This window comes from Mariprofundus sp. NF (assembly GCF_013387455.1).
Lineage (GTDB): Bacteria > Pseudomonadota > Zetaproteobacteria > Mariprofundales > Mariprofundaceae > Mariprofundus.
On sequence record NZ_VWNC01000007.1, the window covers coordinates 24,063 to 48,186 of the forward strand.

At 45.2% G+C, this 24,124-nt stretch carries 23 protein-coding genes; 4 read left to right on the forward strand and 19 right to left on the reverse strand.

Annotated elements, in window-relative coordinates:
- Window positions 1-29: 29 nt before the first annotated feature.
- From F3F96_RS10110 to erpA, 4 genes are all read right to left on the reverse strand, one after another.
- On the reverse strand, window positions 30-677 hold the full coding sequence (locus F3F96_RS10110; RefSeq protein ID WP_176963151.1) for an RlmE family RNA methyltransferase: 648 nt from the start codon (window positions 675-677) through the stop codon (window positions 30-32).
- A gap of 241 nt (window positions 678-918) precedes the next feature.
- A complete protein-coding gene (locus F3F96_RS10115; RefSeq protein WP_176963152.1) occupies window positions 919-1,689 on the reverse strand; it encodes an ABC transporter permease in 771 nt (256 codons plus the stop codon).
- Entirely contained in the window at window positions 1,686-2,630 is a 945-nt protein-coding gene (locus tag F3F96_RS10120; protein WP_176963153.1) for an ABC transporter ATP-binding protein, read from the reverse strand. The genes F3F96_RS10115 and F3F96_RS10120 overlap by 4 nt, the downstream gene beginning before the upstream one ends.
- Window positions 2,631-2,758: 128 nt before the next feature.
- Window positions 2,759-3,121 carry an iron-sulfur cluster insertion protein ErpA gene (gene erpA / locus F3F96_RS10125; protein ID WP_176963154.1) on the reverse strand — a complete coding sequence of 121 codons (363 nt, stop codon included), beginning with the start codon at window positions 3,119-3,121 and terminating at the stop codon, window positions 2,759-2,761.
- Window positions 3,122-3,284: 163 nt separating this feature from the next.
- On the opposite strand from erpA, the gene F3F96_RS10130 reads away from it, so the two are divergent.
- Window positions 3,285-4,211 carry an FAD:protein FMN transferase gene (locus tag F3F96_RS10130; RefSeq protein WP_241697785.1) on the forward strand — a complete coding sequence of 309 codons (927 nt, stop codon included), beginning with the start codon at window positions 3,285-3,287 and terminating at the stop codon, window positions 4,209-4,211.
- A 2-nt stretch (window positions 4,212-4,213) separates the two neighbouring features.
- Here F3F96_RS10130 and F3F96_RS10135 read toward each other — a convergent pair whose 3' ends face one another.
- Complete coding sequence (locus F3F96_RS10135; RefSeq protein WP_206675322.1) at window positions 4,214-5,710, reverse strand: hypothetical protein; 1,497 nt, start codon at window positions 5,708-5,710, stop codon at window positions 4,214-4,216.
- Window positions 5,711-6,048: 338 nt separating this feature from the next.
- On the opposite strand from F3F96_RS10135, the gene F3F96_RS10140 reads away from it, so the two are divergent.
- On the forward strand, window positions 6,049-6,705 hold the full coding sequence (locus tag F3F96_RS10140) for a lycopene cyclase domain-containing protein (RefSeq protein ID WP_176963156.1): 657 nt from the start codon (window positions 6,049-6,051) through the stop codon (window positions 6,703-6,705).
- On the opposite strand, the gene F3F96_RS10145 is transcribed toward F3F96_RS10140, so the two are convergent.
- Genes F3F96_RS10145 through gmd form a run of 3 tightly spaced genes read right to left on the reverse strand, consistent with a single transcriptional unit; the run spans window position 6,702 to window position 10,555 of the window.
- On the reverse strand, window positions 6,702-8,360 hold the full coding sequence (locus F3F96_RS10145; protein ID WP_176963157.1) for a glycosyltransferase family 4 protein: 1,659 nt from the start codon (window positions 8,358-8,360) through the stop codon (window positions 6,702-6,704). The two genes, F3F96_RS10140 and F3F96_RS10145, sit on opposite strands and share 4 nt — an antisense overlap.
- Before the next feature lie 38 nt (window positions 8,361-8,398).
- Window positions 8,399-9,430 carry a GDP-L-fucose synthase gene (locus F3F96_RS10150; protein ID WP_176963158.1) on the reverse strand — a complete coding sequence of 344 codons (1,032 nt, stop codon included), beginning with the start codon at window positions 9,428-9,430 and terminating at the stop codon, window positions 8,399-8,401.
- Between the two features lie 9 nt (window positions 9,431-9,439).
- Window positions 9,440-10,555: a GDP-mannose 4,6-dehydratase gene (gmd, locus tag F3F96_RS10155; protein ID WP_176963159.1), complete on the reverse strand. Its 1,116-nt coding sequence runs from the start codon at window positions 10,553-10,555 to the stop codon at window positions 9,440-9,442.
- A gap of 377 nt (window positions 10,556-10,932) precedes the next feature.
- Here gmd and F3F96_RS10160 point away from each other — a divergent pair, with 377 nt between their 5' ends.
- Together F3F96_RS10160 and F3F96_RS10165 are read left to right on the forward strand one after the other, a co-directional pair.
- Entirely contained in the window at window positions 10,933-11,187 is a 255-nt protein-coding gene (locus tag F3F96_RS10160; protein WP_176963160.1) for a CopG family ribbon-helix-helix protein, read from the forward strand.
- Window positions 11,184-11,507, forward strand: coding sequence for a type II toxin-antitoxin system PemK/MazF family toxin (locus F3F96_RS10165; RefSeq protein WP_176963161.1), 324 nt, complete (start codon window positions 11,184-11,186; stop codon window positions 11,505-11,507). Before F3F96_RS10160 ends, F3F96_RS10165 begins: the two co-directional genes overlap by 4 nt.
- Before the next feature lie 254 nt (window positions 11,508-11,761).
- Here F3F96_RS10165 and F3F96_RS10170 read toward each other — a convergent pair whose 3' ends face one another.
- The 11 genes from F3F96_RS10170 to F3F96_RS10215 form a co-directional block, all read right to left on the reverse strand.
- Window positions 11,762-12,895, reverse strand: a complete 1,134-nt coding sequence (locus F3F96_RS10170; RefSeq protein WP_176963162.1) for a glycosyltransferase family 4 protein — start codon at window positions 12,893-12,895, stop codon at window positions 11,762-11,764.
- Window positions 12,896-13,084: 189 nt separating this feature from the next.
- Window positions 13,085-14,113: an EpsG family protein gene (locus tag F3F96_RS10175; protein ID WP_176963163.1), complete on the reverse strand. Its 1,029-nt coding sequence runs from the start codon at window positions 14,111-14,113 to the stop codon at window positions 13,085-13,087.
- A 224-nt stretch (window positions 14,114-14,337) separates the two neighbouring features.
- Entirely contained in the window at window positions 14,338-15,519 is a 1,182-nt protein-coding gene (locus F3F96_RS10180; protein WP_176963164.1) for an SGNH/GDSL hydrolase family protein, read from the reverse strand.
- Between the two features lie 105 nt (window positions 15,520-15,624).
- Window positions 15,625-15,777: a DUF5989 family protein gene (locus F3F96_RS12475; protein ID WP_255461321.1), complete on the reverse strand. Its 153-nt coding sequence runs from the start codon at window positions 15,775-15,777 to the stop codon at window positions 15,625-15,627.
- The gene (locus F3F96_RS10185) at window positions 15,777-16,193 is read right to left on the reverse strand and encodes an SxtJ family membrane protein (protein WP_176963165.1); all 417 of its coding nucleotides are present in this window, start codon (window positions 16,191-16,193) and stop codon (window positions 15,777-15,779) included. The genes F3F96_RS12475 and F3F96_RS10185 overlap by 1 nt, the downstream gene beginning before the upstream one ends.
- Window positions 16,194-16,244: 51 nt before the next feature.
- Window positions 16,245-18,083 (reverse strand): carbamoyltransferase, encoded by a 1,839-nt coding sequence (locus F3F96_RS10190; protein WP_176963166.1) that lies wholly within the window; start codon window positions 18,081-18,083, stop codon window positions 16,245-16,247.
- Window positions 18,084-18,330: 247 nt separating this feature from the next.
- Window positions 18,331-19,728, reverse strand: a complete 1,398-nt coding sequence (locus F3F96_RS10195; RefSeq protein ID WP_206675323.1) for an MBOAT family protein — start codon at window positions 19,726-19,728, stop codon at window positions 18,331-18,333.
- Window positions 19,729-19,763: 35 nt separating this feature from the next.
- Window positions 19,764-20,738 carry an SGNH/GDSL hydrolase family protein gene (locus F3F96_RS10200; protein WP_176963167.1) on the reverse strand — a complete coding sequence of 325 codons (975 nt, stop codon included), beginning with the start codon at window positions 20,736-20,738 and terminating at the stop codon, window positions 19,764-19,766.
- 106 nt (window positions 20,739-20,844) lie between these two features.
- Window positions 20,845-21,861, reverse strand: a complete 1,017-nt coding sequence (locus tag F3F96_RS10205; RefSeq protein ID WP_176963168.1) for an SGNH/GDSL hydrolase family protein — start codon at window positions 21,859-21,861, stop codon at window positions 20,845-20,847.
- A 55-nt stretch (window positions 21,862-21,916) separates the two neighbouring features.
- Window positions 21,917-23,044 (reverse strand): non-hydrolyzing UDP-N-acetylglucosamine 2-epimerase, encoded by a 1,128-nt coding sequence (gene wecB, locus F3F96_RS10210; RefSeq protein ID WP_176963169.1) that lies wholly within the window; start codon window positions 23,042-23,044, stop codon window positions 21,917-21,919.
- A 1-nt stretch (window position 23,045) separates the two neighbouring features.
- A complete protein-coding gene (locus F3F96_RS10215; RefSeq protein WP_176963170.1) occupies window positions 23,046-24,119 on the reverse strand; it encodes a glycosyltransferase family 4 protein in 1,074 nt (357 codons plus the stop codon).
- Between the last annotated feature and the right edge of the window lie 5 nt (window positions 24,120-24,124).

Here is a 24,124-nt window from a genome sequence, read left to right on the forward strand (position 1 = left end):
CTCTGTGCCCTTCGTGTTCTCTGTGGTAACTATTTATCGGCCTTGAAATCGAGTCCCAGAATGAAGAATTCAGGAGAGGTTTTGCGGCTGGCTGCAGGTTTGATATTTTTAATACGCTTAAATGAGATGCCCATTTCACGTCTGAAGGCGTCATAACCTTCACCCATAAAGGTTTTCATCAGGATATCGCCACCTGGACGCAGATGCTGGCGAGCAAAGTGCAGGGTCATCTCATTAAGCCCGATCATACGCATCTGATCGACAAGTTTATTGCCACTCATCTCAGGTGCCATATCGGAAACCACAGCATCAATCTTCCTGCCACCCAGAGCCTGCTCCAGAGCAGCCTGACCGGCAGGTGAGTCAAAATCACCTTTAATCAGTGTTACACCGGTAATCGGGCTGAGCTCCAGCAGGTCAATGCCGATCACCAACCCTTCAGGGCCAACCTTTTTGGCAAGCTCAACACTCCATGATCCCGGCGCACAACCGAGATCAACCACCACCGATCCCCTTTTGATATCAAGTTGGCTCTGCTCAAGGATTTCGGTCAGTTTGAATGCGGCACGCGAACGCTTCCCCTCTTTCTGGGCCTGCTTTACATGCGGATCTTTAGAATGGCGCTGAAACCAGGCAGAGGTTTTTCGCGCAGCTTTACTCTTTGAACTGAATCCCATAAACCACCTTAACCACGAATAGACACAAATGAGCACGAATGAAAAGACACTCAACCAGAACTGCATCTCTTATTCGTGTTAATTCGAGTGCATTCGTGGTTCGATTTTATGTTTTTTGTAACTATACTGAATAGTTACTTTTTTTTATTGAACTATTGCACCAAACAGAGCAACCCCATTGCTTTGTTTTTGTTTTAACTAGCGCACCTCAACAAAGCAACACCCATTGCTTTGTTGAGGTTTACTCCTTCATTCTCCAGCCTGTTTGCCACAAATACCAGCAGGTCAGAACCGTAACCACTACCGAGCCAATAACAATAGAAATTGATGCAAAGGGATCGGTATCGCCGATACCAAGGAATCCATAACGGAATCCATCAGTAAGATAGAAGAATGGATTGGCATAATTAAACTGCTGCCAAATCTCAGGCAGCTGCTTCACCGAGTAGAAAACACCGGAGAGAAAGGTCAGAGGCATAATCACAAAATTGGTAATCATGGCGATATTATCAAAATCCTTGGCCCACATGCCGCCAATCAGCCCCAGACCACCCATAATAATACTGGCAGCAACACCATAGAGCAGAATGATGCCCGGATGCAGCAGCTGCAGATCAACAAAGGGGTAGAGCACAGCAAGGAATACTGTAGCCACAACCACAGCCCGTACCACTGCAGCCGCGAGGAAGGCAGCAACGATCTCAATAGAGGAGAGTGGTGCCATCAGCAGATAAATATGCATGCCCATCACCTTACCCATCATCATCGAGCTTGAGGTGTTGGCAAAGGCATTCTGCATCATCGCCATCATCGCAAGACCGGGTACCAGAAAGGTGAAATAATCGATCTGCATGCCCGGCACTTCCCTCTCTCCCATCGCATAACGAAAAATCACCAGATAGAGTATTGCTGTCAGTGCAGGGGTGAAAATGGTCTGCATTTTCACTTTAAGAAAACGGCGAATCTCACGCTGAAACAGTGTCCAGGTACCACGCGGATTAACAGGCATCATAGCGCTTGATCCTTACTCTGTTTAGCTGTCAGGCGCAGGAAGACATCTTCCAGGTCTTCAGAGCGCACACCTGCATCAATGGGTGGGCCAAAGCGATCTACAGCCGCCTGATAGGCATTATGAAAGGTTGTTTTTCCCCCTTCCAGCTGTCCGAGTTTCAGACAGACGCCATCGTCATGACTTCTGGGCTCAAATCCAGCCAGAGCCTGTTGATCTTCAGCCGTCAGCGCTATTTCCCTGCCATAATTCAACCAGAGATGTGAGGAGGCGATCTCTGCCATCATCTCTTTCATTGGACGTGCCGTCAGCAGATTACCCTGATCAATAATTGCCACATGATCACACAGCTCCTCCGCCTCATCGAGATAATGGGTGGTGAGCAGTATGGTGATGCCCTTCTCATTAAGCTCACGCATAAAGGCCCATAGACGCTTGCGCAGCTCCACATCCACACCTGCAGTCGGCTCATCAAGAATAACAAGCTCAGGGCGATGTACGAGTGCTTGAGCCACCAACAGTCTGCGCCGCATGCCACCAGAGAGCTGGCGGGTATTCTTAGCCTGGTGCTCGGTCAGCTCCAGGCGCTCTAAAAGCTCATCAATCCAGGCCTCATCAGGTTTACAACCAAATAGCCCTGAAGTGAAACGTAGCACTTCGCGGGGTGTGAAAAAGGGATCAAAAGCGATCTCCTGGGGCACCACACCCATGCGCCTTTTGCACTCTTCCCGCTCCATAAACAGGTTGCGACCAAAGAGTTTTACCTCTCCGGAGGTAGAGCGAACGATATCGGCCAACATATTGATCAGGGTGCTTTTACCTGCACCATTTGGCCCGAGCAGTGCAAAAAAGCTGCCCTGCGGCACAGACAGTGTCACATTGTTCAAGGCAGTTTTACCGTTGGCGTAGGTTTTGGTCAGGCCATTAATTTCAAGCGCGCTCATGCAATCAATCCTACTCCTTATAGCGGTATAAACAAAAAACGGACGACTCCATGGAGGGAGGAGTTAGGGCGACGCAGGATGCCAAAGCCGAGCCAAATAGCCCCGCCTTCTATCGAAATAAAAATTTATCAGTAACCGGCGTTGGCGCAACCACCACCGGAATCCGATGGTGTAAAGGATTTGCCGCAACCGCATGTGGATACGGCATTGGGATTGCGGATGACAAAGGATTCACCCTGAATCGAGGTCTGATAATCGATCTCGGCACCATCAAGCAGATCAAGACTGGACTGATCAACAAGCAGTTTAACACCATGATTTTCAACGATGGTATCGTTATCATTGATCTGGTCATCAAATGTAAAGCCGTACTGGAAACCGGAGCAACCGCCACCGGAGACAAAGACGCGCAGATTCAGCTCATCATTATTCTCTTTATCCAGTAGCCCTTGCACCTTATCGGCTGCAGCCTGGCTTAGCGTGACTGTCATATCATTTACCTCACAAAGGGATCAGGAAAAGCTCTCATCCAAATATCTGAGCGGAAATATCGGTTATTTCAGTCAGGATATCAAACCCAGAAGAATTATTGTCTCTTGCTTACGCCTGTTTTGAGATAACAATGGCGCTATGTACCGCCTATGCATACCCATTTTGGCTCTTCTTCTTGCCGCCTGCTCTGAATCTGCCGATATTCGCGATAGCCGCTTTATTATGGGGACACTGGTGGAATTTACCGTTACTGGTGCAGATGAAAGCGTTGCATCCGCTGCGATCAGAGCTGCAGCCAATGAGATGCAGCGTATCGAAAACGCTTTTACTATCTACGGAGAGGTTGATAACAGCGTAAAAAGATTCAATCGCAGCGACGTTGGAGAAACGGTTCAGTTGCCCGATGAGGTCAGCACTCTGCTTGCAGCTGCACTGACCATAAAAAGGGAGAGTAACGGTGCCTTTGATCCCGTACTGGGCAAGCTCAACCAGCTCTGGGGCTTTTCTCTACCGGAAGCACCAACGTCCCCCCCCTCTTCCCGGGCAATCAGACAGGCCACTCCCCCTCCGCTCTGCATTGAAAAGCGCGATCAGGGTTGGGTTCGTTTGCATGATAATTGCCAACTGGACTTCGGCGCCATAGCCAAAGGTTATGCCATCGATCGTGGCATTGAGATCTTACGCAGCCACGATATTTCAAACGCCATCATCAATGCCGGTGGAGATATTCGCCTCATCGGTTCCCACGGAGATCGCCCATGGCGAATTGGCATCCGCCACCCTCGTAACAAATCTGATGTGATCAAAACTCTGGAACTGCAGGGTGATGTAGCAGTGGTAACATCAGGTGATTACGAACGTTTCTATATCTTTGAAGGAAAACGTTATCACCATATCCTTGATCCAAAAACTGGATGGCCTGGAAACTCGGTGCAAAGCGCTACAGTCATTGCCCGTTCCGCGATGCTGGCCGATGCATGGAGCACGGCGCTGTTTATCTCAGAAGATCACCCGGATGCTTCAAAGGACTTTAACAAAAAGGTGTTAATAGTGAATAATAGAGGCGAAATCATTAAAGATACTCTTTAGTTCTACCTTGAAAACAGTGTTAAATTGTAACCAAGAGAGAGGCTCAGAACTTTGGCTCGGAAGTTTCCTTTGGGTGCTGCCATATAGCCATATTGAGCAATCAGGCTAAACTCATCTGAGAATTGATAACCAAGGCCAGCATTGCCTTGCCATACAAAACCACCACCAACAGCCAGGCCGCCTCCACCAGCTGCGCCAACTAACAGCTCCCCGTCGATAAAGAGAGGCGAGCCAAACAGAGGCAGATGGACTCCGCCTCCGACAAGGCCTGTCATGTAAGCGCCAGCCTGACCTTTGTAGGCAGCCAACCCCTGCCCAGTCAGATAGAAGTTATCATGCAGGAAGTAGTCCATCTGAATGCCGAGAAGGTCGACATTCAGGTTGGCGTGATGGCTACGCCAGTTGGCAGCAGCTTTATAATAGGTTTGATGCGTTGTCCGCATTCTGAAGTGGGCGGCATCAAAACCAATCAGGTCGGTGAGATCTACGCTTTCACTTCGGACATTGGGCGTATAGAAATGATAACCAATCTTTCCTGCATAACTGACTGCTTTAAAGGAGGTTTCAGGAACTTTGACATAACCGGCAGAGATCTCAGCAAACAGATTATCACCCAATCTCTGCTGCAGGGAGGCGACAGCATCAATGATGAGTCCTCCGCCTGTGGCTACATCTCCGCCTCCGGCCACACCTAGTGATGATGAGAGCTTGAACCAGGTACCATCCATAAGTTCAAAACGGTAGCCAAGGCCAAACAGTATCTGCATATAACCATTACTTTGGCCTCCCATGGCCCCTTCTGATTCGATTTTCAGAAACAGATTATCATCCAGATAGCGATTCCACTCAATGCCCATCAAGTTAATGGTTTTATACTGAGCCCTACCACTATCTGTCAATACGCCTGTAGGTATTTGATATGTACGGAAAACAGTTGCAAACTCCTGCTCTGAGAGACTCCCACGACCGATCATCGCCCCTTCCCAATCAGGAACATCGCGTCGACCGGAAGCAATCAGCGTGGTAAAGGGAAACTCATAAGAGATATAGGGCTGGCTGCTATGAATTGCGCCGTCTGGAAAATCGATATAACTGATGCCGCCACCAAAATCACCCATGAAGGTTTTCAGCTTCGCTCCTAAGTGATAACGCAGCATCAGACCGCCTCCCGCCAACTGGAAGCCTCCACGCCCTCCTCCTGCGCCAACAAACATACCTGCATTAACTTCAAAATTATTATCAAACAGTTCCTTTCTAAGTTCGGTTGCCATGCCCAGGGTTATAAAACCACCGCGCTGGCCTACAAGGGCACCATATGCGGATGGACCAAAGGATAACCAATCGTTTACGTCATAAAGCGCGGTGGTTCCAAGAAACCCCATTTTTTCACCAGCTGGCAGACTCGCATTGTCGTAGGTGAAGCGGAATTTTGCAGGGACAGAGTCAATGGATGAACCCTCCTCCTCAGCAGAGGCAAAGACAGGGAGCAAGAAAACCACTGATATAAAAAGAGAAAAAGCAATAAGAGCTATTCGGCCTTGTGGTGATAAATCACCTTCGCATCTAATAGGGAGAGACATCGGGGCATATTGCATAATGTAGAAGATAACGTCCAATGATGTGATTTAAGAGCTGCATATAGTTGGCGATAAACAGTTGTAAATGTGTAAGCTTTGCACCCTAGACGAATTAGACTACAATCATAAAGCACACTCGATTTTAACATTAAGGATTTAAATAGTTATTTATGTACGAATACAGTTATCTCTTTGGAATAATCGCCTTCATCCCGATCTGGCTATACTGCTTTATTGTCAGGCCTGACTTGCGTCCTGCCATGCTGATCCTCTCCTTTCTGTTTGGTATTGGCGGCGTTCTTTCCAACTTTTTTGTCTATGGCCATGATTGGTGGGAACCGCAATTTGTTACGGGCACAACCATCGGTATTGAAGACTTCCTGTTCGGCTTCTTCTTCTCTGGGTCGGTAGCGGTTTTCTATGAAATTGTATTCAATAAAACATATCAAGAGAGAGAGCAGACCCCCAGATTTCCCATTAGATTCAGGTACATTGCCCTGACTGTCTGCTCGCTGTTTTTCGGAAGCGCCATAATTTTCAATTTCCACTCATTCAGCGCCACAGTATTAACCTTCGGAATAAGTACTTTATATCTGTTAAGTCAGAGAAAGGATCTTGTTCCCAACGCCATTTTTGGTGCCCTCTTTGCCGCCTTTCTGGCTTTCCTGTTCTTCGGTATCCCCGAGTTGTTAACGGCCGGATGGGTAGAATCAACCTGGTCGTTCCAGAACCTCTCCGGCACCTTTATCCTTCACGTTCCCATGGAAGACTTTGTCTGGTTTGTCATGGCTGGAGCTTTTATTGCACCGCTATATAAATTCTGGAAAAACTTCAGATCGGTTAAATTCGTTGCTCAGGAACGTGCAAAAACTGTCCGTCGCGCTTCAAAACTGGCCACTGAACCTGACCGTGATTAAAAAAGGCTGATCGCTGCCAGGATCAGTAACGAAACCAGCATCTGTGTGTTCCTTTTAGGCTGACGCCTCAATACAATTTTAGCAGCGACAAGAAAGATCACCGCCTCTACACAAACAACATACAGTGAGGCCTGTATATCTGCCGAGAACAGGTTGAATCTGCCGATCAGCCAGGGCGTAACCCATGAAAAAACAAGCAGCAGACTTTCCAGACCGGTTGTTAAAAAGACGCGCATATTCCTTTTGAAGTAGAGTTTAAGAACCACCCAGAGTGCCAGCAATCCAGTCATCACAACCATGTAATTCAACACCCACGACTGCTCACTCATATTGATCTGAAACAGCAGTGCGAAAATCAGCAGGTAGATAAGCCCTTGAGACCAGGTGGCATCACGGCCTTCTCTCCAGGGATAGAGAATAACGACCAAAACCATCATCACAGCCATGCAGAGAGCCATTGTGGTTGATCGCTCAATCATCACGACAGGCAGTAGCAGAACCAGTGGAATCACCCATGTAACAACAGGTATAGAGCGCCCCAGAGCACGGGTCATGCTGTAGTAGCTCGAGCTGTGGTGAGCTGCAGGCGAATCTGAAACCTCATCATCGGCAGGCATAGCAAAAGAGAAGGAGCCGCGCTCCAGTAGTGCCAACGTTAAATATGTGCCAGCCACCAGCCCGAGCAGGACCAGTGACTGCATCCATTCTGCACTTCCCGCAAAGAGTGCTGCTACAGAAGCGTAGAAAAAAATAAGACCGTAAAATGTGGCCACCACACCTTTATGGGAGAGTCCAAGCTCAATCAGGCGATGATGAAAGTGTGTCTTATCCGGCTGGAAAGGACTTTTCCCTTTCATAACACGTTTGGTCATGACATAGAGTGTGTCAGAAAGCGGAAGCCCAAGAAGAATGCCCATGCTTATCGGTGATATGACTGCCCCCTCCCCTGACTGTAACAGCATAAGGCAGAGGCAAGCCAATACATAACCAAGGATAAGACTGCCGGTATCGCCCATAAATATACGGGCGGGATGCGAATTGAAATAGAGGAAACCGATCATCGATCCGAACAGAACAATAGCAATTATCAGGCTGGCTTGATCACCAATGGACAGGGCAAAGCTACCCAAAAAGTATGCAGCAATCAGGGTAATGCCTGCTGCCAGACCATCAAGACCATCCGACAGATTCAGTGCATTAATAAAACCGACCATGCCGATCAGTGTTAATGGTATGGCAAACCAGCCGGTTTCAATATTCCCCATGTCGAACAGATCGCCCAGATCGTTTATCGCAGTTCCGCTCATCACAATGAACACACTGGTTCCCGCAATAATACCGAGAAACTTCAACCGGGGAGAGATATCAAAAATATCGTCTGCAAAACCTGTACAACCGACTATAAACAGACCAAGAAGAAAACCCTGTGTAGCCGGAGTGACATCCAGCATAGTGAATGGAATCAGCAGTAGTGAGATAAAGAATGCCACCCCACCCATACGTGGTGTGGCAATAGCATGAACCTTGCGCTCATTCGGCTGATCAACCGCACCGAGCCGCTGTGCCAGACGAACAACGGCTGGCATCACCAGTAGCGTCAACAGAATCGAAGAGAGCAGCGGCAATGCGTAGGTAATAAACATATTGTTCTGCATCTAAATCCTCTCGTTCAGGTTTACCCAACCTTTATCAATCATTGGCAATATTGGCTGTAAACAGAACGAATCCCCTCTTCCAGCCCTACCTGGCTCTGCCAACCCAGTTTTCTGATTCTGGAGACATCCATCAGCTTTCTGGGGGTACCATCGGGTTTGGATGCATCCCAGATCACCTCACCATCAAAGCCGACAATACGCTGAACAAGTTCAGCTAAATCTCGAATGGTAACATCCGATCCGACACCGACGTTAAACAGTCGCGAGGGGTGTGATGTTAACTGTGATGAATCTAACTGCATGAGAAATAGAGAAGCATCCGCCATATCATCAACATGCAGAAACTCGCGACAGGGGGTGCCAGAGCCCCAGAGCATGACTTTGGGTGGCACGTTAGAGGCCATGCCAAGGCTATCACGGATATCAGCAGGAACAGGGCCATAGCGGGATTCATCGGCCATCACTGCTTCGATATCGCCTGCCTGCGCCAGTTTAGCCAGATGAAACTTTCGTATCAGGGCTGGCAGTACATGCGAGTTTTCCAGATCAAAATTATCATTCGGGCCATAAAGGTTGGTTGGCATGGCTGAGATGGCATCAAAACCATACTGTTTCTGATAGGCCTGACACATCTTGATGCCGGCAATCTTGGCAATGGCATAGGCATCGTTGGTTGGTTCAAGTTCACCCGTAAGCAGGCAGGACTCCGGCATCGGCTGTGGTGCAAGTTTGGGATAGATACAGGAGGAGCCGAGAAACAGCAGACGCTTTACTCCGTTGCGATACGCAGCATCAATACAATTGCTCTGAATGAGCAGGTTGTCGCGAATGAAATCGGCAGGATAGGTGTCATTGGCATAGATCCCCCCTACTTTTGCCGCGGCCATAAACAGGTAGTCCGGACGCTCTGTAGCAAAGAAATCGTCAGTTGCAACCTGATTACGCAGATCAAGCTCAGCTGAGCAGCGCAGGATGAGGTTATCATAACCCTGCTGCCGTAAGGCTCGAACAATAGCCGAACCCACGAGTCCACGATGGCCCGCCACATAGATCTTTGAAGACTTTTCCATCAAATGCCTCTATTCATGTGCCACAGAAACATCATGACCATGCTTCCTGAGCAATGAATACTGTTGAGCAGACTTCAGATCTGCCGCCACCATTTCAGCGCACATCTCCTGCACACTGATCTCAGGTGTCCAACCCAGTTTGGCCTTGGCCTTACTCGGATCACCCAGCAGGGTTTCAACTTCTGCAGGTCGGAAATATCGAGGGTCAACACGTACAATAACATCTCCAGCGGAAAGTGCCGGAGCCTTACTCCCCTCTATAGACTCAACTACAGCACACTCATCCAGCCCCACACCTTCAAAACGCAGGCTGATGCCGAGTTCTGCTGCCGACCATGTAATGAACTGGCGTACAGAGTACTGAACACCGGTAGCAATCACATAATCCTCAGCGTCATCCTGCTGCAACATCATCCACTGCATGCGCACATAATCTTTGGCATGTCCCCAATCACGCAGTGCATCCATATTACCCATGTAGAGGCACTTCTCGAGCCCCTGCGCGATATTGGCCAGCCCTCGAGTTATCTTGCGCGTCACGAATGTTTCACCCCGCCGAGGGGACTCATGATTAAAGAGAATGCCATTACACGCATACATGCCATATGACTCTCGATAATTAACTACAATCCAGTAGGCGTAGAGTTTTGCTACAGCATAAGGGGAACGGGGATAGAACGGTGTAGTCTCTGTTTGCGGTGTCTCCTGCACCAGACCATATAGCTCTGAGGTGGAGGCCTGGTAGAACTTCACCCTCTTTTCCATACCCAGAAGCCTGATTGCTTCTAAAAGACGGAGTGTCCCCAAGCCATCCACATCGGCTGTATATTCAGGGGACTCAAAACTTACCGCCACATGTGATTGGGCCCCAAGATTGTACACCTCATCCGGCTGTACCTCCTGCAGTATCCGGGTCAGATTGGATGTGTCGGTTAGATCTCCATAGTGCAAAACGAAGTTCTTGTTCTCAACATGAGGATCCTGATAGATATGATCGACGCGTTGCGTGTTGAAAGATGAAGCACGGCGTTTGATGCCATGCACCTCGTACCCCTTCTCCAGCAGCAGCTCTGCCAGATATGATCCATCCTGTCCTGTCACGCCAGTAATCAATGCTCTTTTCATGATTCTATTCCCTTACCCTTCTAGCCAAAATCCTCGCAATCATGGAGTGACAATCCACGATTGCAAGGATAGGTCGCTCATACCAACCATCAATTATTACAGCAGTGAACAGGTGACTGTTCAGGTAGACATAACGCGTCAATGAACCAAGCCCTAAAGCCAGTTCACTCCTCACATTTCCCGGAGCTGCCCCTCCGGTGTCGAACTACTCAATAACTCATGCCAGCTCAACCAGAGAAACTTGGTACGATAATCATCTCATGTCCATGCGCAATATCAAGTTATGAAAGCCTACCTCCGACCCATGACTTCAGACCCAGCCTTGACATATCTGACATGGCCTCCTAAATTAACACAAAGTGTTGCAGGAGTCGCATATGGGTCAGACATGTACAACCAGTATCCGCCTTGATGAATCGCTTGCCCACCGGCTGGACGATGCGGCTGCCAGATTGCACAGGCGCAAGAACGGCATCATTGTCCGTGCCATTGAGGAGTATCTGGAAAAGCATTCTGATACCTTGTTGCAGGAGGAGGCGCGCAAGCAGTCGCTACTGGTCAGCAGTCAAGATGGTGTCAATGAAGATGAGTTATGGGAATCTGCGCACGATGATAGCGGCTGGCAGTCGTGAACCGGGGGGATATCGTTATCTGTGCGTTGGCCGGGGATTACGGCAAGCCACGCCCGGCTGTGGTAGTTCAATCCGACCTGTTTAATCCCACCCATGCCAGCGTTGTCATCTGCCCTGTTACATCGCATATCGTCGATGCGCCGCTTTTTCGCATATTAATCCCGGCAGGCGGAAAAACAGGCCTGTCGGTGAAGTCGCAAGCGATGGTGGATAAACTCACAGCCATCAAGGCCGATCGCATCAAACAGCGGATTGGTGCATTGAATCCGAAACAGAAAAGCGAGATGGATTCGGCGCTGAAGCTCTGGCTCGGCTTGTAAATAGCAGACGGGGCGTTTGATCTGTTGAACTTACTGACTTTTACCGGCCTTCACGCCCCTATCCACCAGACCCGCCCACCTGCTGTCGAATAACTCAATAACTCATGCCTGACCCGGCTCTCACATCCTGCTGTTTTTGATTAATTTTCGGAACCTATCATTGTGCATGGGAAATTTGTATGCGAGTAATGATATAAGTTTCTAATATTCATTACCCTCACAACAGCTGCTTCTAACGTCCGAACCACTCTTTCTTAATACAGATTAGTCTTATTGCCTGTGATCAGCTCAAGTTCCTTCAGATAGCAATTGATCACTATCTTTTCATCAAATTCACGCTCCACCTTCTCCCTCCCAGACTCGCCCATCTTCCTCCTCTGCGCAGAAGTGAGGCAGATCATCCGCTCCATCTTATCAGCAAGGTCGCATGCGTTTTTCACCTCACATAAATACCCCGTCACACCATTATCAACTACATCCCGACAACCCGGCACATCAGTCGTCACAATAGGTTTAGCCAAGCTACCTGCTTCAATCAATGTGCGGGGAAGCCCTTCTCTGTAGGATGGCAACACGACACAGTCGGCAGACTGCATGTGCGATTTCACATCGTCGCTCACGCCCAGATATTCAACGACGCCCTCATCAACCCACTTCTGCATCTGTTCCCGCGAAATAGCCTGCGGATTGATTACATCCAGAAACCCGAGCAGTTGGAACCTGGCATTGGGATATTTCTGCTTAACTATACGGGCAGCCTCGACATATTCCCCCACCCCCTTATCCCACAACATGCGAGCTACCAGTAGAAAGACAAAGCCGTGCTCTTCACTTTCCACATTGTCCTCGGGAGCATAAACAGTGGTGTTGATACCCGAACCGGGAATACGTTGCGTTTTAACCTCTTTAACCAATCCGAGGGCGATGAACTGGTTCATGTCATCGTGATTCTGGAAAAACACCCGTGGTGGATAGCGTAGCGCCCAGCGATAGAGGAACTTGATGATTTTCGTAATCACATCCTGACGAATAAAGGTTGCACCAAGCCCCGAGATATTCGGGATGACCGGCGTGCCGCTAAAACCACCTGCAATGGAAGCGTATATATTCGGCTTGGGTGTATAGGTCAGAACCACATCAGGCCGCTCAGATCGAAACAGCTTAAACAAACGAATCGCCAGTCCGACATCTTCGACCGGATTCGTTCCTTTATTGTTCATCGGCAGGTCAATATATCGAAAACCCGTGTCGCTTAAACGATTTGCATATTCATCAAACGGTGCCACCGCAACAATTTCATAGCCCTCTTCTCTCAGGCGAGACATTAGTGGCAGACGAAAATTAAACAGATTCCAGCTGGTATTAGAGATAATAATCACCTTAGACATAGAGGATCCGTGACTGGTATCTCAGGGGATAATCTCTTGCGTGAACGCAATTCACCTGATGATTGGTGAGCCGTTCCCAAGGGGAGCAATCAATAGCACTCGCATCGCGCGATAGAAGTTCACCTGATGAGTGGTAACCAGCGATAACCGACTGCATACTGATAGCTGCATACTGCAAACTAAGTATTCTCATAGAAAAAATACGCTCTGATAAGGCAGCCAAGTTTGTGCCTGATTACCAAAGTTTAACCATACCCATAAAACCGCAACATACACTCCTACTATAGCTAGCAAGGCAGCATATCTGTACATAGGATTTCTAAAAATCAGAGGGAAGTGTGACCACACATAGAGCTGAATTGGCAATAGATATAGAGCAATGCGATCCACGGCTGTTGAGGCAAGAGAAACCAAGGGTATACAGGCTAGCGAGGCCAGCGCAAACACCAACCAAGGCTGCTGTTTACCAAAGCGACGGATCCATTGTCTATAAAGCAGCAGAAAGATCAAACCAGGCAGAGCATTCATTAGCACACGAATCTGGCCACCGTCAGAATGCATGGTACGTTCAACATAATTTAATAGCAGGGTCTCATAATAGTCCTGCAGGAACATTACCATGACAAAAGCTGCCACTAGGATACCGGTTACGATACGCAATGGGGATAGTCTGCTGTTCGGGCTGAAGAAAACACCCAGCAAGGCAAGAAGTACGGCTGTCTTGTGAAATAGTGCGGCACAAAAAACAAACAGGAAAAACTTTACCGTTGCCAGTCTGACCAGAGCACAGAGAGCTAAAAGTTCAAAACCAATGGCTACCGCTTGCCGACTGTAACCCATGGCTACAACAGTATAAAGGTAGGGAACTGCAACCAGAATAGCCAACCAGGGTAGCGGCATAGTGCGAGAAAATGTAATCAAGCCTGCCATAAATATGGCGCCACAGACGAGGTTTACGCCATAGATGCCGAAATCAAGTTCAGCCATCCACCAATTAAGAAAAGCATAACCCGGATCAGAGGATTTCATTGCATCAATAAAAGAGGCATTAATAACTAATTCATAATGATGAAGATAGGAATACCAATCGCCTCCGACTTCGTGTCGGGTGCCTATAAAAAAAACCGCTAAAACCCCAAATGATAATATTGCAAAAAAACTGAGGTCTTTTTCCGTTTTTACCGGTGAAAAAACAGCCAACAGAGGTAATGAAAGCATAAACCAGTAAGGTATCATCGAGTACAATACCGCTTTATTAAGGTAGAAATAAGCATATCCTTCATCTTAAGAAAGAATGAGTGATTTGCGACAATTTTCTCTTCTCTGCTATCATAGACCATGTTTGTATCTCATCACAAAGTAGATTACATGCTGTTGGATCTAGTCATAGAAACTAATAATCGAAAAACAAATTACTAAAAATTGTCATGATTCTTATAGGTTCACAATGGCTTATGCAATAAATAATCACTTATGACGCTTGCTGCCTCTGAATGTCCCAACTTATTCCAATGACCAACCCCCAATTTTGTATTATCGAACCCATGTAAATGAACTTTTTTTTCATCTGCTACTTTCTGTAGAAATGGAGCCAATAGTAAAACCTCTATGCCTAGTGCCTCTCCAAGTTCATAAATCCTCTTATCTGGATAAAATAAATCAGAAACACCAAGCTTCTCCATAAGTTTCTTCCGCTCATCAGGGGCAGGATAAACTTGAGCACTGTTTGACAAGCAAACCAGTAAAAAACGCGCTTTGTGCTTTTGGACCTCCTGATTTACCTTGGCTATTAATGCTTCAGTCACCTGCCATGCTTCTATCCAGACCTTTGTTTTCGGTTCACTATAAATTGCATCATCAATACCCGCTTCTATGCTAAGTCCATTACTTTCAGATTCACTGAGAGTAGTAGAAGGGAAAAGGTTGTCCTTAACAAAACGCAAAAGCTGGAGAACTCTTATATGGTCAGAAAGTTTTTGCAGCGTTCTCCAAAGTTCAGAAGTTCTTTTTTTATAAAACTCTGATTTTAAAAAAGAATCATCGTAAATAAGTTTACCACCTTCTATTACCCAAAATGGTTTATCTTGCCTTGGTTCTAATGCCTTTGAATTGTTTCGAATGTCATTTCCCGTAAGAAAGGCTAACAACACCATATCTGGAGAGTATGACCATACACGGGACTGCAACGCGAGCAATTCGTCGGCAGTTCCATAACCGGATACACCAAAGTTAATGACTTCAATTTTCTTTCCATCTGCAAATGAGTTTTGTTGCAGAAGAGATTCCAATTTTGACCAAAATGTTTCCTCAATTTCTACTTGTAGCGCCTCAGCATAAGAATCTCCGATAATGGCAATTCTATATGTATTATCTGCTTTTAAGATTGAATGCTCTCTATCCCTTAAACCTGCACTGTTTATTCTAATATAAGTTATTCCTTCGCTCCTATGCCAGCCATGTGCATTTGGTCTATGCATTGCCCCGGAATGATCGGGAGAAAAATGATACAAACTTGGCATGGAAAAATCTGTTACGCGCAGATATGCCTCCACTACAGCTAGAGCGAATAAACACGACATGCCTATGAGACAGGTATTAATTACCATTTGTTTAAACGTTTTCAATAAACTATCTCACTTTTTGTTTGGACTAAGATTGGTCTATATATGCATGAAACATATGCATGACTTGTAGAAAACTCACAAAAACAGCTCTCTCACATCATTAAATTAAAACAGTGTGTATATAAATGGAGCCACAGCGGATCCTTGCGCAAAAACCACCAGAACGCCCAACAATAGCAACACGATAATAATCGGAGCTAGCCAGAATTTTTTGCGTTCCTTCATGAAACCCCACAAATCTTTTAATAAATCCAGCATTAATATGGCCTCTCCACATGATTTCTGTCAGCAACTTTACTGATCACCCGGTAACTAGCTATAGTTTTATCCAAAGTCCGACGCATAGGGTCTTTACCCATTAAACGCATAACAATCCCCATCGGGGTAATCACGATAAAATATACTATTGCCAGGATAATAGAGTTGATAACATGACCAATGACCAAGGCAACTCGCATCCAGCCATTGTACAGGCCACGCATCGAATCAGGAGCTATCAAAGCCCAGGCGATAACAATCACTCCGGTGCCAATCCACTGCAGGTTAGGTAGATTCTCCCACTCCCATGCCCAGGGCAAAAGTAATCCGAAGATAACTGCCAGAATAGCGCCAAGCATCAAACCAAACTGGCGTAACCCCTTGGTATCGAGTTCAGGAATTTCGTGATGTGACATAATCGCTCCTAATATAAAAACGTCTGTAAATAAAAATGGATGCCCAGTTTATCAGTCCAGCTCGAACTCATCCTTCCAGTCATCACTGTTTTCCCACTCCGGCTGATCTGGCTTGGCAAGTAGATAGTTCTCAATAACCAGATAGTCCATTTCAGTACGCATGAAGCAACGATAAGCGTCTTCAGGGGTATTCACAATTGGCTCACCGCGGACATTAAATGAGGTATTAACCAGAACAGCACAACCAGTGCGCTTATCAAATTCATTAAGAAGCTGGTGAAGTTGCGGATTAGTCTCCTCATGGACTGTCTGAAGACGTGCAGAGTAATCCACATGGGTAATTGCTGGTAGCTCTGATCGTGGTACATTCAGCTGTTCAATGCCAAATAAATTTTTCTGCTCATCTGTCATTGGCAGGCGAATCTCATCTCTTACCGGAGCGACAATTAACATATACGGGCTCTTGCCATCATGTTTAAAGTAATCGCCAACCCGATCAGCGCGAACAATCGGAGCAAATGGTCGAAATGACTCCCGGTATTTGATCTTCAGGTTCATTACTGACTGCATTTTAGTATTGCGTGGATCACCGATAATGGATCGTGAACCAAGTGCTCGAGGTCCGAACTCCATACGGCCCTGCATCCAACCTATAACATTCCCGTCATCAAGAATCTCTGCCAGCTGTGTCATCAATGAGTTTTCATCCAAGCGCTGGTATGATGCATTCACTGATTTCAGGTAGGCCTCAATCTCATCATCGGAGTAACGGCACCCCAGGTAGGAACCCTTCATGCTGTCTTCGGGGTTGGCCGTGCGAGGGTTATCAAGATACTCATACCAGACCGACAATGCAGCCCCAAGAGCACCACCGGCATCACCTGCTGCTGGCTGAATCCAGATATCATCAAACACACCAGAACGTAACAATTCACCATTACTCACGCAGTTTAGTGCCACTCCACCTGCCAGACAGAGATAATCGGTCCCCAGCTCTTTTTTAACGGTTTTACCCAGACGGAGAACAATCTCTTCGGTCACTTTCTGGATGGAAGCGGCAATATCCATCTCACGCTGCCCCAGATCAGTTTCAGATTTTCTAGCAGGACCATCGAACAACGCATCAAATTTACTGTTTGTCATGGTAAGACCTGTGGCATAATTGAAATAAGACATATCCAACCGGAACGTACCGTCCTCTTTCAGATCCATGAGGTTATCCAGAATCAGGTCGACATAAACAGGTTGACCGTAAGGGGCCAGCCCCATCAGTTTGTATTCACCAGAATTGACCTTGAAGCCGGTGTAATAAGTAAACGCCGAATAAAGCAGACCCAGCGAATGCGGAAAGTCCATCTCCCACTGCGGCGTCAATGTATTACCATCACCGAGCCAAACAGAACTGGATGCCCACTCCCCAACACCATCCAGACACATCACAGCCGCTTTTTGGAAAGGGCTCGGAAAAAATGCCGAGGCCGCATGAGACTGATGATGTTCAGTAAACAGCAGTTGAGGTAGATCACTTGTTTTACATTCGCCCAGAGCAGCTAGCTCTTTTTTCAATACCGATTTGAGATATAGCTTTTCCTTTAACCAGACAGGCATGGCGGAGAGGAATGAGCGGAAGCCACTGGGAGCATAAGCTAGGTAGGTTTCCAGAAGGCGTTCAAATTTAACCAGCGGCTTGTCATAAAATACAACATGATCAACATCGGTCAGGGTAATCCCGGCCTCATCCAGGCAGTAGGAAATGGCATGAGAGGGAAAGCCCGCATCATGTTTTTTGCGCGTGAATCGTTCTTCCTGCACTGCGGCGACGATATCCCCATCGCATACCAATGCGGCAGCACTATCATGGTAAAAAGCAGAGATTCCCAAAATAACCATTTGACTTAACACCTTCCAAAAAAACTTATGTTACTATCAAATCATACTGAATCATGACAACGATCATATGATTTTTTTTATGTTTGTTTTCATTACATATCAATCTGTTCAAATCATCTCATATACTGTCAAAATAATACACCGTTCTCATAAAGTCATACGCGCAATATTAGTGAAGGGTTTTACTCCACACCTTTCATTGGATTGGCAATCCAAGAGATGCTCAATGCCACACAATAGGTAGACTCTAAAAGTCGAAATAAATAAACTCCTGTGAACTGCCCGTTGAAGCTGCGACCACAATAAGCCAAAAGAATACGATTGTTACGGTAAGAAATAGTTTGTTCATTTTTCTATATGCCAATCGAACATACGCCTGCGTATCATAACGATGCAGCAATACAAAGACCCCGATCAGGAGTAATTCAAAAGCATAATCTGAAAAAAATGATGGAGCATCAACCACAGAAAATAGCGACCCACTGATTATAGTCATTGCCCCTTCAGCATCTTCAGCCCTAAAAAAGACCCAGGCAAAAAGAATGAATGCCAATGTTAGTATTCGTTTGATTGTTTTCGGGGTGTAGTTCGAAAGCTTCTGAGTTAATGGGAAAAATCCTATAGCATGGTTAATGGCAATGGCAACACCATGTAGTGCACCCCAGATAATGAAGGTCCAATTTGCTCCATGCCAAAGCCCGCCCAAAATCATGGTAACAAGGATGTTTGTTAAATGACGAGGCTTTGAACATCGGCTACCACCAAGAGGTATATATAAATAATCACGTAACCATCTAGATAAGGTCATATGCCAACGTTGCCAGAAGTCCTGAAGATTAATCGCCATATAGGGTTGATTAAAATTCATTGGTAGCTTAATACCTAGGATCACAGCCAAACCAATTGCCATATCAGTGTAGCCACTAAAGTCGCAGTAAATTTGCATCGCAAAACCAACAATGGCTAGCCAGTACTCCAGAAGGGAATATCCCAACGGATTTGCGAAAATTGGATTTATACTGCTTGCAATACCATCTGCAAAAATAACTTTTTTTATCAAACCAACTGTAAAGATCGTCACGCCCAGACCTATAGAGGAAATCTTTTTTTGGTGACCTCGAATCAACTGAGGAATCAACTCTGCTGGTCGAAGAATAGGACCAGCGATTAGTTGAGGGAAAAATAGTGTGTAAGCAACAAGTTCCGTATATTTTTTCTCAATAGGGAAACGTTTAGAATAAACATCAGAAACATAAGAAATCATAGTGAAAGTGATGAATGAAATACCAAGCGGTAGTACAAATTTAAGATCAACATCATCCAGTGCAAAAATTGGTGCCATCATTTCATTAAAAACAAAATTAGTGTATTTAAAGACAACTAATGGAATAAAAAGAACTAAAATAACACTAACCAATCGGAACTTTTTAGCACGGCCATCTGGAGTTTTCTCCATCCAATTAGTGCCAAAGAAAGCGATAGTGCAGAGCACTGCAGGAACCCAAATAAGCAGAGGGTTCCACCATCCATAAAAAATAAGACTCCCGATGATTATCAATGTAATTAAAAATCGCGAAGGAAGCAGTCTAAATATAATAAAATAAACGGCGAAAAACATAAGAAATTCAATAGAACTGAAGAGCATAACTTAGACTTTCCTACAAAACACTTTGATAAAAATCACAATTGCTTATAAATACTTTCAGCCATCAACTTATGCCCCAGAGCATTGGGGTGTGGGTCTCCAGGCATAGCCCATAGTGACTTCCCATCATAACCAGATAGTACCGGAAGCAGGTCAATATAATGGATACCTAGTTCGTTAGATATTTTTTCGATCTCATGGTGAATAAAGGTAAATGGATAGTCCACCAAATTGTGTATATCTGGTGTCATAGCGAGATGCAGTCGTATATCGTGTTTCTTGGCATAATCAGCCAGATCTCTTAGTGATGACTGCATTTCACGATACCCTGCCGTCTCATGATCATAAACTTTTTTATAGTGCTGCAATAGTCCCTTTTCACCGGAGCTGTTGAAAGTACGATTCAGTGCAATCCATAAGGTTACCGCAAGTTGGCTATTGCGTAGAAACCAGTTGCCACCACCAGCTTCGAGGCTTTCAGCATCATTAACAAAATACTGTATTACAATATCATCTGGATTTAGATGGGCGAGTTTCGTTAAAAACAGTTCGACATATCTGACAGTATTGTAATTCCCAATACCTGCATTCAAAACCTCCATCTGTTGGCCGCTCTGTTTTGCCATGTCTTGGATCACAGATGTTAATACATCCACTTCCTTAACCCCCCAGCCTAGGGTGATAGAACTTCCAATAAAAAGTACGCGACGCCCCTCTTTGATGCTTGATATGTTTTCTCCTCGCATCCCTTCCTTATTTATACGGATAGATACCGACTGCAGCACAGCTTCAGAGTTTGGCACATGTTCATGGCCTAAAATCGGGTTATCGCTACTTTGCTTTAGTTCTTTTGCATACTTCCACATTTCGATATCATAGCTTTTCATTGATGCATTTTTTGCGCGCACAAATCCTTCACCAATCAATAGGGCAACCGCAATCGATATAATAAAGACTATGGTAGATAACAACATACTGTTGTAAGACGATTTCGGCTTGTTAGATGACATTTATTAAATCCTAATATTTATTTTAATTACTCGACGAATTCAAATGATCCAATCACTTAAAGCATAAGTGATAATACAACCCTTTTTATCGAAATCCTATTGTCAGTCATTTACTTACAATAGGAGAAATTCGCTTGAATAGATAGTTGCCAAGAATCTGGTGCCCCTCTGCACTAGGGTGACTTGAATCTTTTAATGCATATAAATCATCTAGTCTATCAGAATGGCTAGTAAATCCATCTAGCGAATCAATGAAATAACCCTTACCTTCATTTTCCAGAGTCCTGAGATGTTGAATAAATTGCGGATGCAAATAGGACTTCAGAAGAACCTCACCTCTACCTGGTATAGAAATAAAATAGAGGGGTATTTTTTCCTTGCTTGCCAATGCTGTGATTTTATCAAAATTATCTTTTGTTTTTATAAGCGTTTCATTGTTTTCACTTGGCACAGGATGAGCTGTTGGATCCTTAATAGAAAAACCTCTGTTAGCTCGAACCCAGCCTATTGCTATATATAAGTGTGATTGTCTGAGTGTCTTTTTCACCCATGTAGGAATATTCAACCAAAATGAGCCGGGCCTGGAATCCACGCCATCCTTTATTATTATATTCATACTTTGAGTGGTGAAGTCTGCATATGTCACGCCTACAACCAACAAGTCGGGAGAGTACTTTAATCCATAGAGTCGCAGGTAGTTATACTCATCAAAGGTATTATAGCCATTATGGGCAGCATTAATAACTTCTACCTTACTATATTTTTTTTCTACAATTTCATTGAGTTGGCGTTCTAATACTTTTGAATACCCAGCCTCCATATCATTGCCAAATGCAAAAGTTACTGAATCGCCCAGCACCAGAATTCTAAAGACTCCTTTTTCCTTTTCATACGAATACTCAAAATCACGCAAGCCATGGCTGTTAATCTTAAGTACATGTCCGTGAATGGATATTGATTCTGAATTAGGCTTCATGACAAAGGGCAAAACTTCATGCGCCAATTTATAGGTAGGGTCTGAATCATTCGACAGAGGAATGATTCGACAAACTGCTTCAGCCAACAAAATTGCTACAGCTATCGAAAAAAAGAATAGCAATCCATTCTGAAATAACTTTTTCATGCTCCCCCCAAAAAAATGCAATTATCTTTGAACCTTTCACAGTTACAAATACTTATTAATCTATTTGCATTAACCTTTCAACTATTCGAACCGCTGCTTTTCCATCCCCATAAGGGTTATGAGACTTACTCATCTTTTCATAAGCAACCCCATCCCCAAGCAGATTAGAGACCTCTGAAACAATCCGATCAGAGTTCTTACCCACAAGCCTGACTGTTCCAGCATCTAACGCCTCAGGGCGCTCTGTAGTGTCTCTAATAACCAAAACAGGTTTGCCCAGTGATGGTGCCTCTTCCTGCACCCCTCCTGAGTCAGTGATAATCAGGTGTGCGCGACTCATCAGATAAACAAAAGGAAGGTAATCCTGTGGTTCAATCAGGTGTATTCTGTCCGTTCCTGCTAAAATCCGATTCACAGGCTGCTGAACATTCGGGTTCAGGTGTACCGGATAAACAATTTCAACATCATCAAAAGTTTCAGTAACTGTTTTAAGAGCATGACATATCTGCTCGAATCCAGCACCAAAGTTCTCTCGGCGATGTCCAGTCACTAAAATCATGCGTTTGTCTTTATTAAGGAAACAGAAGCGTTCAGCCATCTCCTGCTGCAGTTCGCTGTTTGAGTACAGCTTATCGACAACACCTAACAGGGCATCAATTACAGTATTCCCTGTGACTACAATTGATCTATCTTCAACACCTTCATTCAACAGGTTCTGTCTGGACTGTTCCGTTGGCGAAAAATGATAGCGGCTAATTACACCCGCTATATGGCGATTCATCTCCTCTGGCCATGGAGAGTAGATATCGCCGGTGCGAAGCCCTGCTTCTACATGGCCAACCGCAATCTTCTGATAATATGAAGCTAAACTTGTAGCCATCGCTGTAGTCGTGTCACCATGAACCAAAACAATGTCAGGACAAAACTCCTTTAAAACCGGCTCCAGCCCTTTAAGCACATTGCAAGTAACATCAGTTAGAGACTGCCCTGGCTGCATAATGTTCAGATCATATTCAGGAACGATCTCAAAAAGATCCAGCACTTGATCTAACATTTGACGGTGTTGAGCTGTTACACATACCCTGCTATCAAAATGTTGTGGACATTTCTTTAGCTCAGCAACTACCGGTGCCATTTTTATGGCCTCAGGCCGTGTGCCAAAAACTGAAAGGATTTTCTTCATATTAAATCACTTTACATTGGATTAAATTCAACGTGGACATGGTCATCCTTTCAGCTGTGTATTTACTACCATCAAACTCGCAGAGTTCTGGGCGTATATTCAAAATTCCTCGACTCCACTCTTCCACATCAAATGTATCAAAGCCCAGATCAATAAATTCGGCTGGTATTTGCAGCTTAGCATAAGCACAAGTTTTAAGGCCAGCCATCTTTGCTTCAAGCAAAGAGTATGAAAATGATTCTTTCACTGATGTATGCATATATATTTCATGTTGATACAACTCAGGAAGAACGTTGTCATTATCTAATCTCCCAAGGAACCTGACTGGCAAATTATTTCCATTGGCATAGGCTTCCATTCTTCCCCTGTCAGGGCCATCCCCAATAATAGTTAAACTATACTCAGAGTCTTCTTCGTATATTGCCTTAAATAGATCCAGCAAAAAGAAAAGATTTTTTCTTGCTTCCAGTGTGCCACAATACACTATCGATTTTTTCAATCGTCGAGCATCATTTGAGCCTGAAAACTTTGCCTGATCTACTCCAAGTTCAATAACGTCTATTTTTTTTGTTAGCATGCCCTTGAAATGCTCATTCACTATGTAGTCCCGGTATGGGTATGAAACAGTCACAACAGGATGGCCTATTTTGTTGATTATTTTTGCTTCATGGTTGCGAAACCGCTGCTGCTTGGCTTCAGAAACAGTATAGGCCTGAATATTATCGCTCCAAACTGCATGGAGTACGGATACCGATGGAATATCCGAGTCCCATGATAAATAGATGTCTTCAAATACCCGTACATCGGCTTTCTTATCAAAGAAAAGTTTATACAAGAGCTTGGTAACATAAGCTTTATACAAAAAACCTAGCGGCGCATATAGCCAGTTTACAAGTTTTTCTAACAAATGGGGAAGATACCTGAAGATTACAGGAAGGTTATCCAATGTGATGATTTCAACTCGCCATCCTATCTGAGTAAGTTCACGCTCTATGTTTCTGGCATGAAAAAAGGCCCCGCCAGTTTTACACAAAAAACCACCATAATAAATTATGAGAGTTTTATTGGTAATCATGTTGA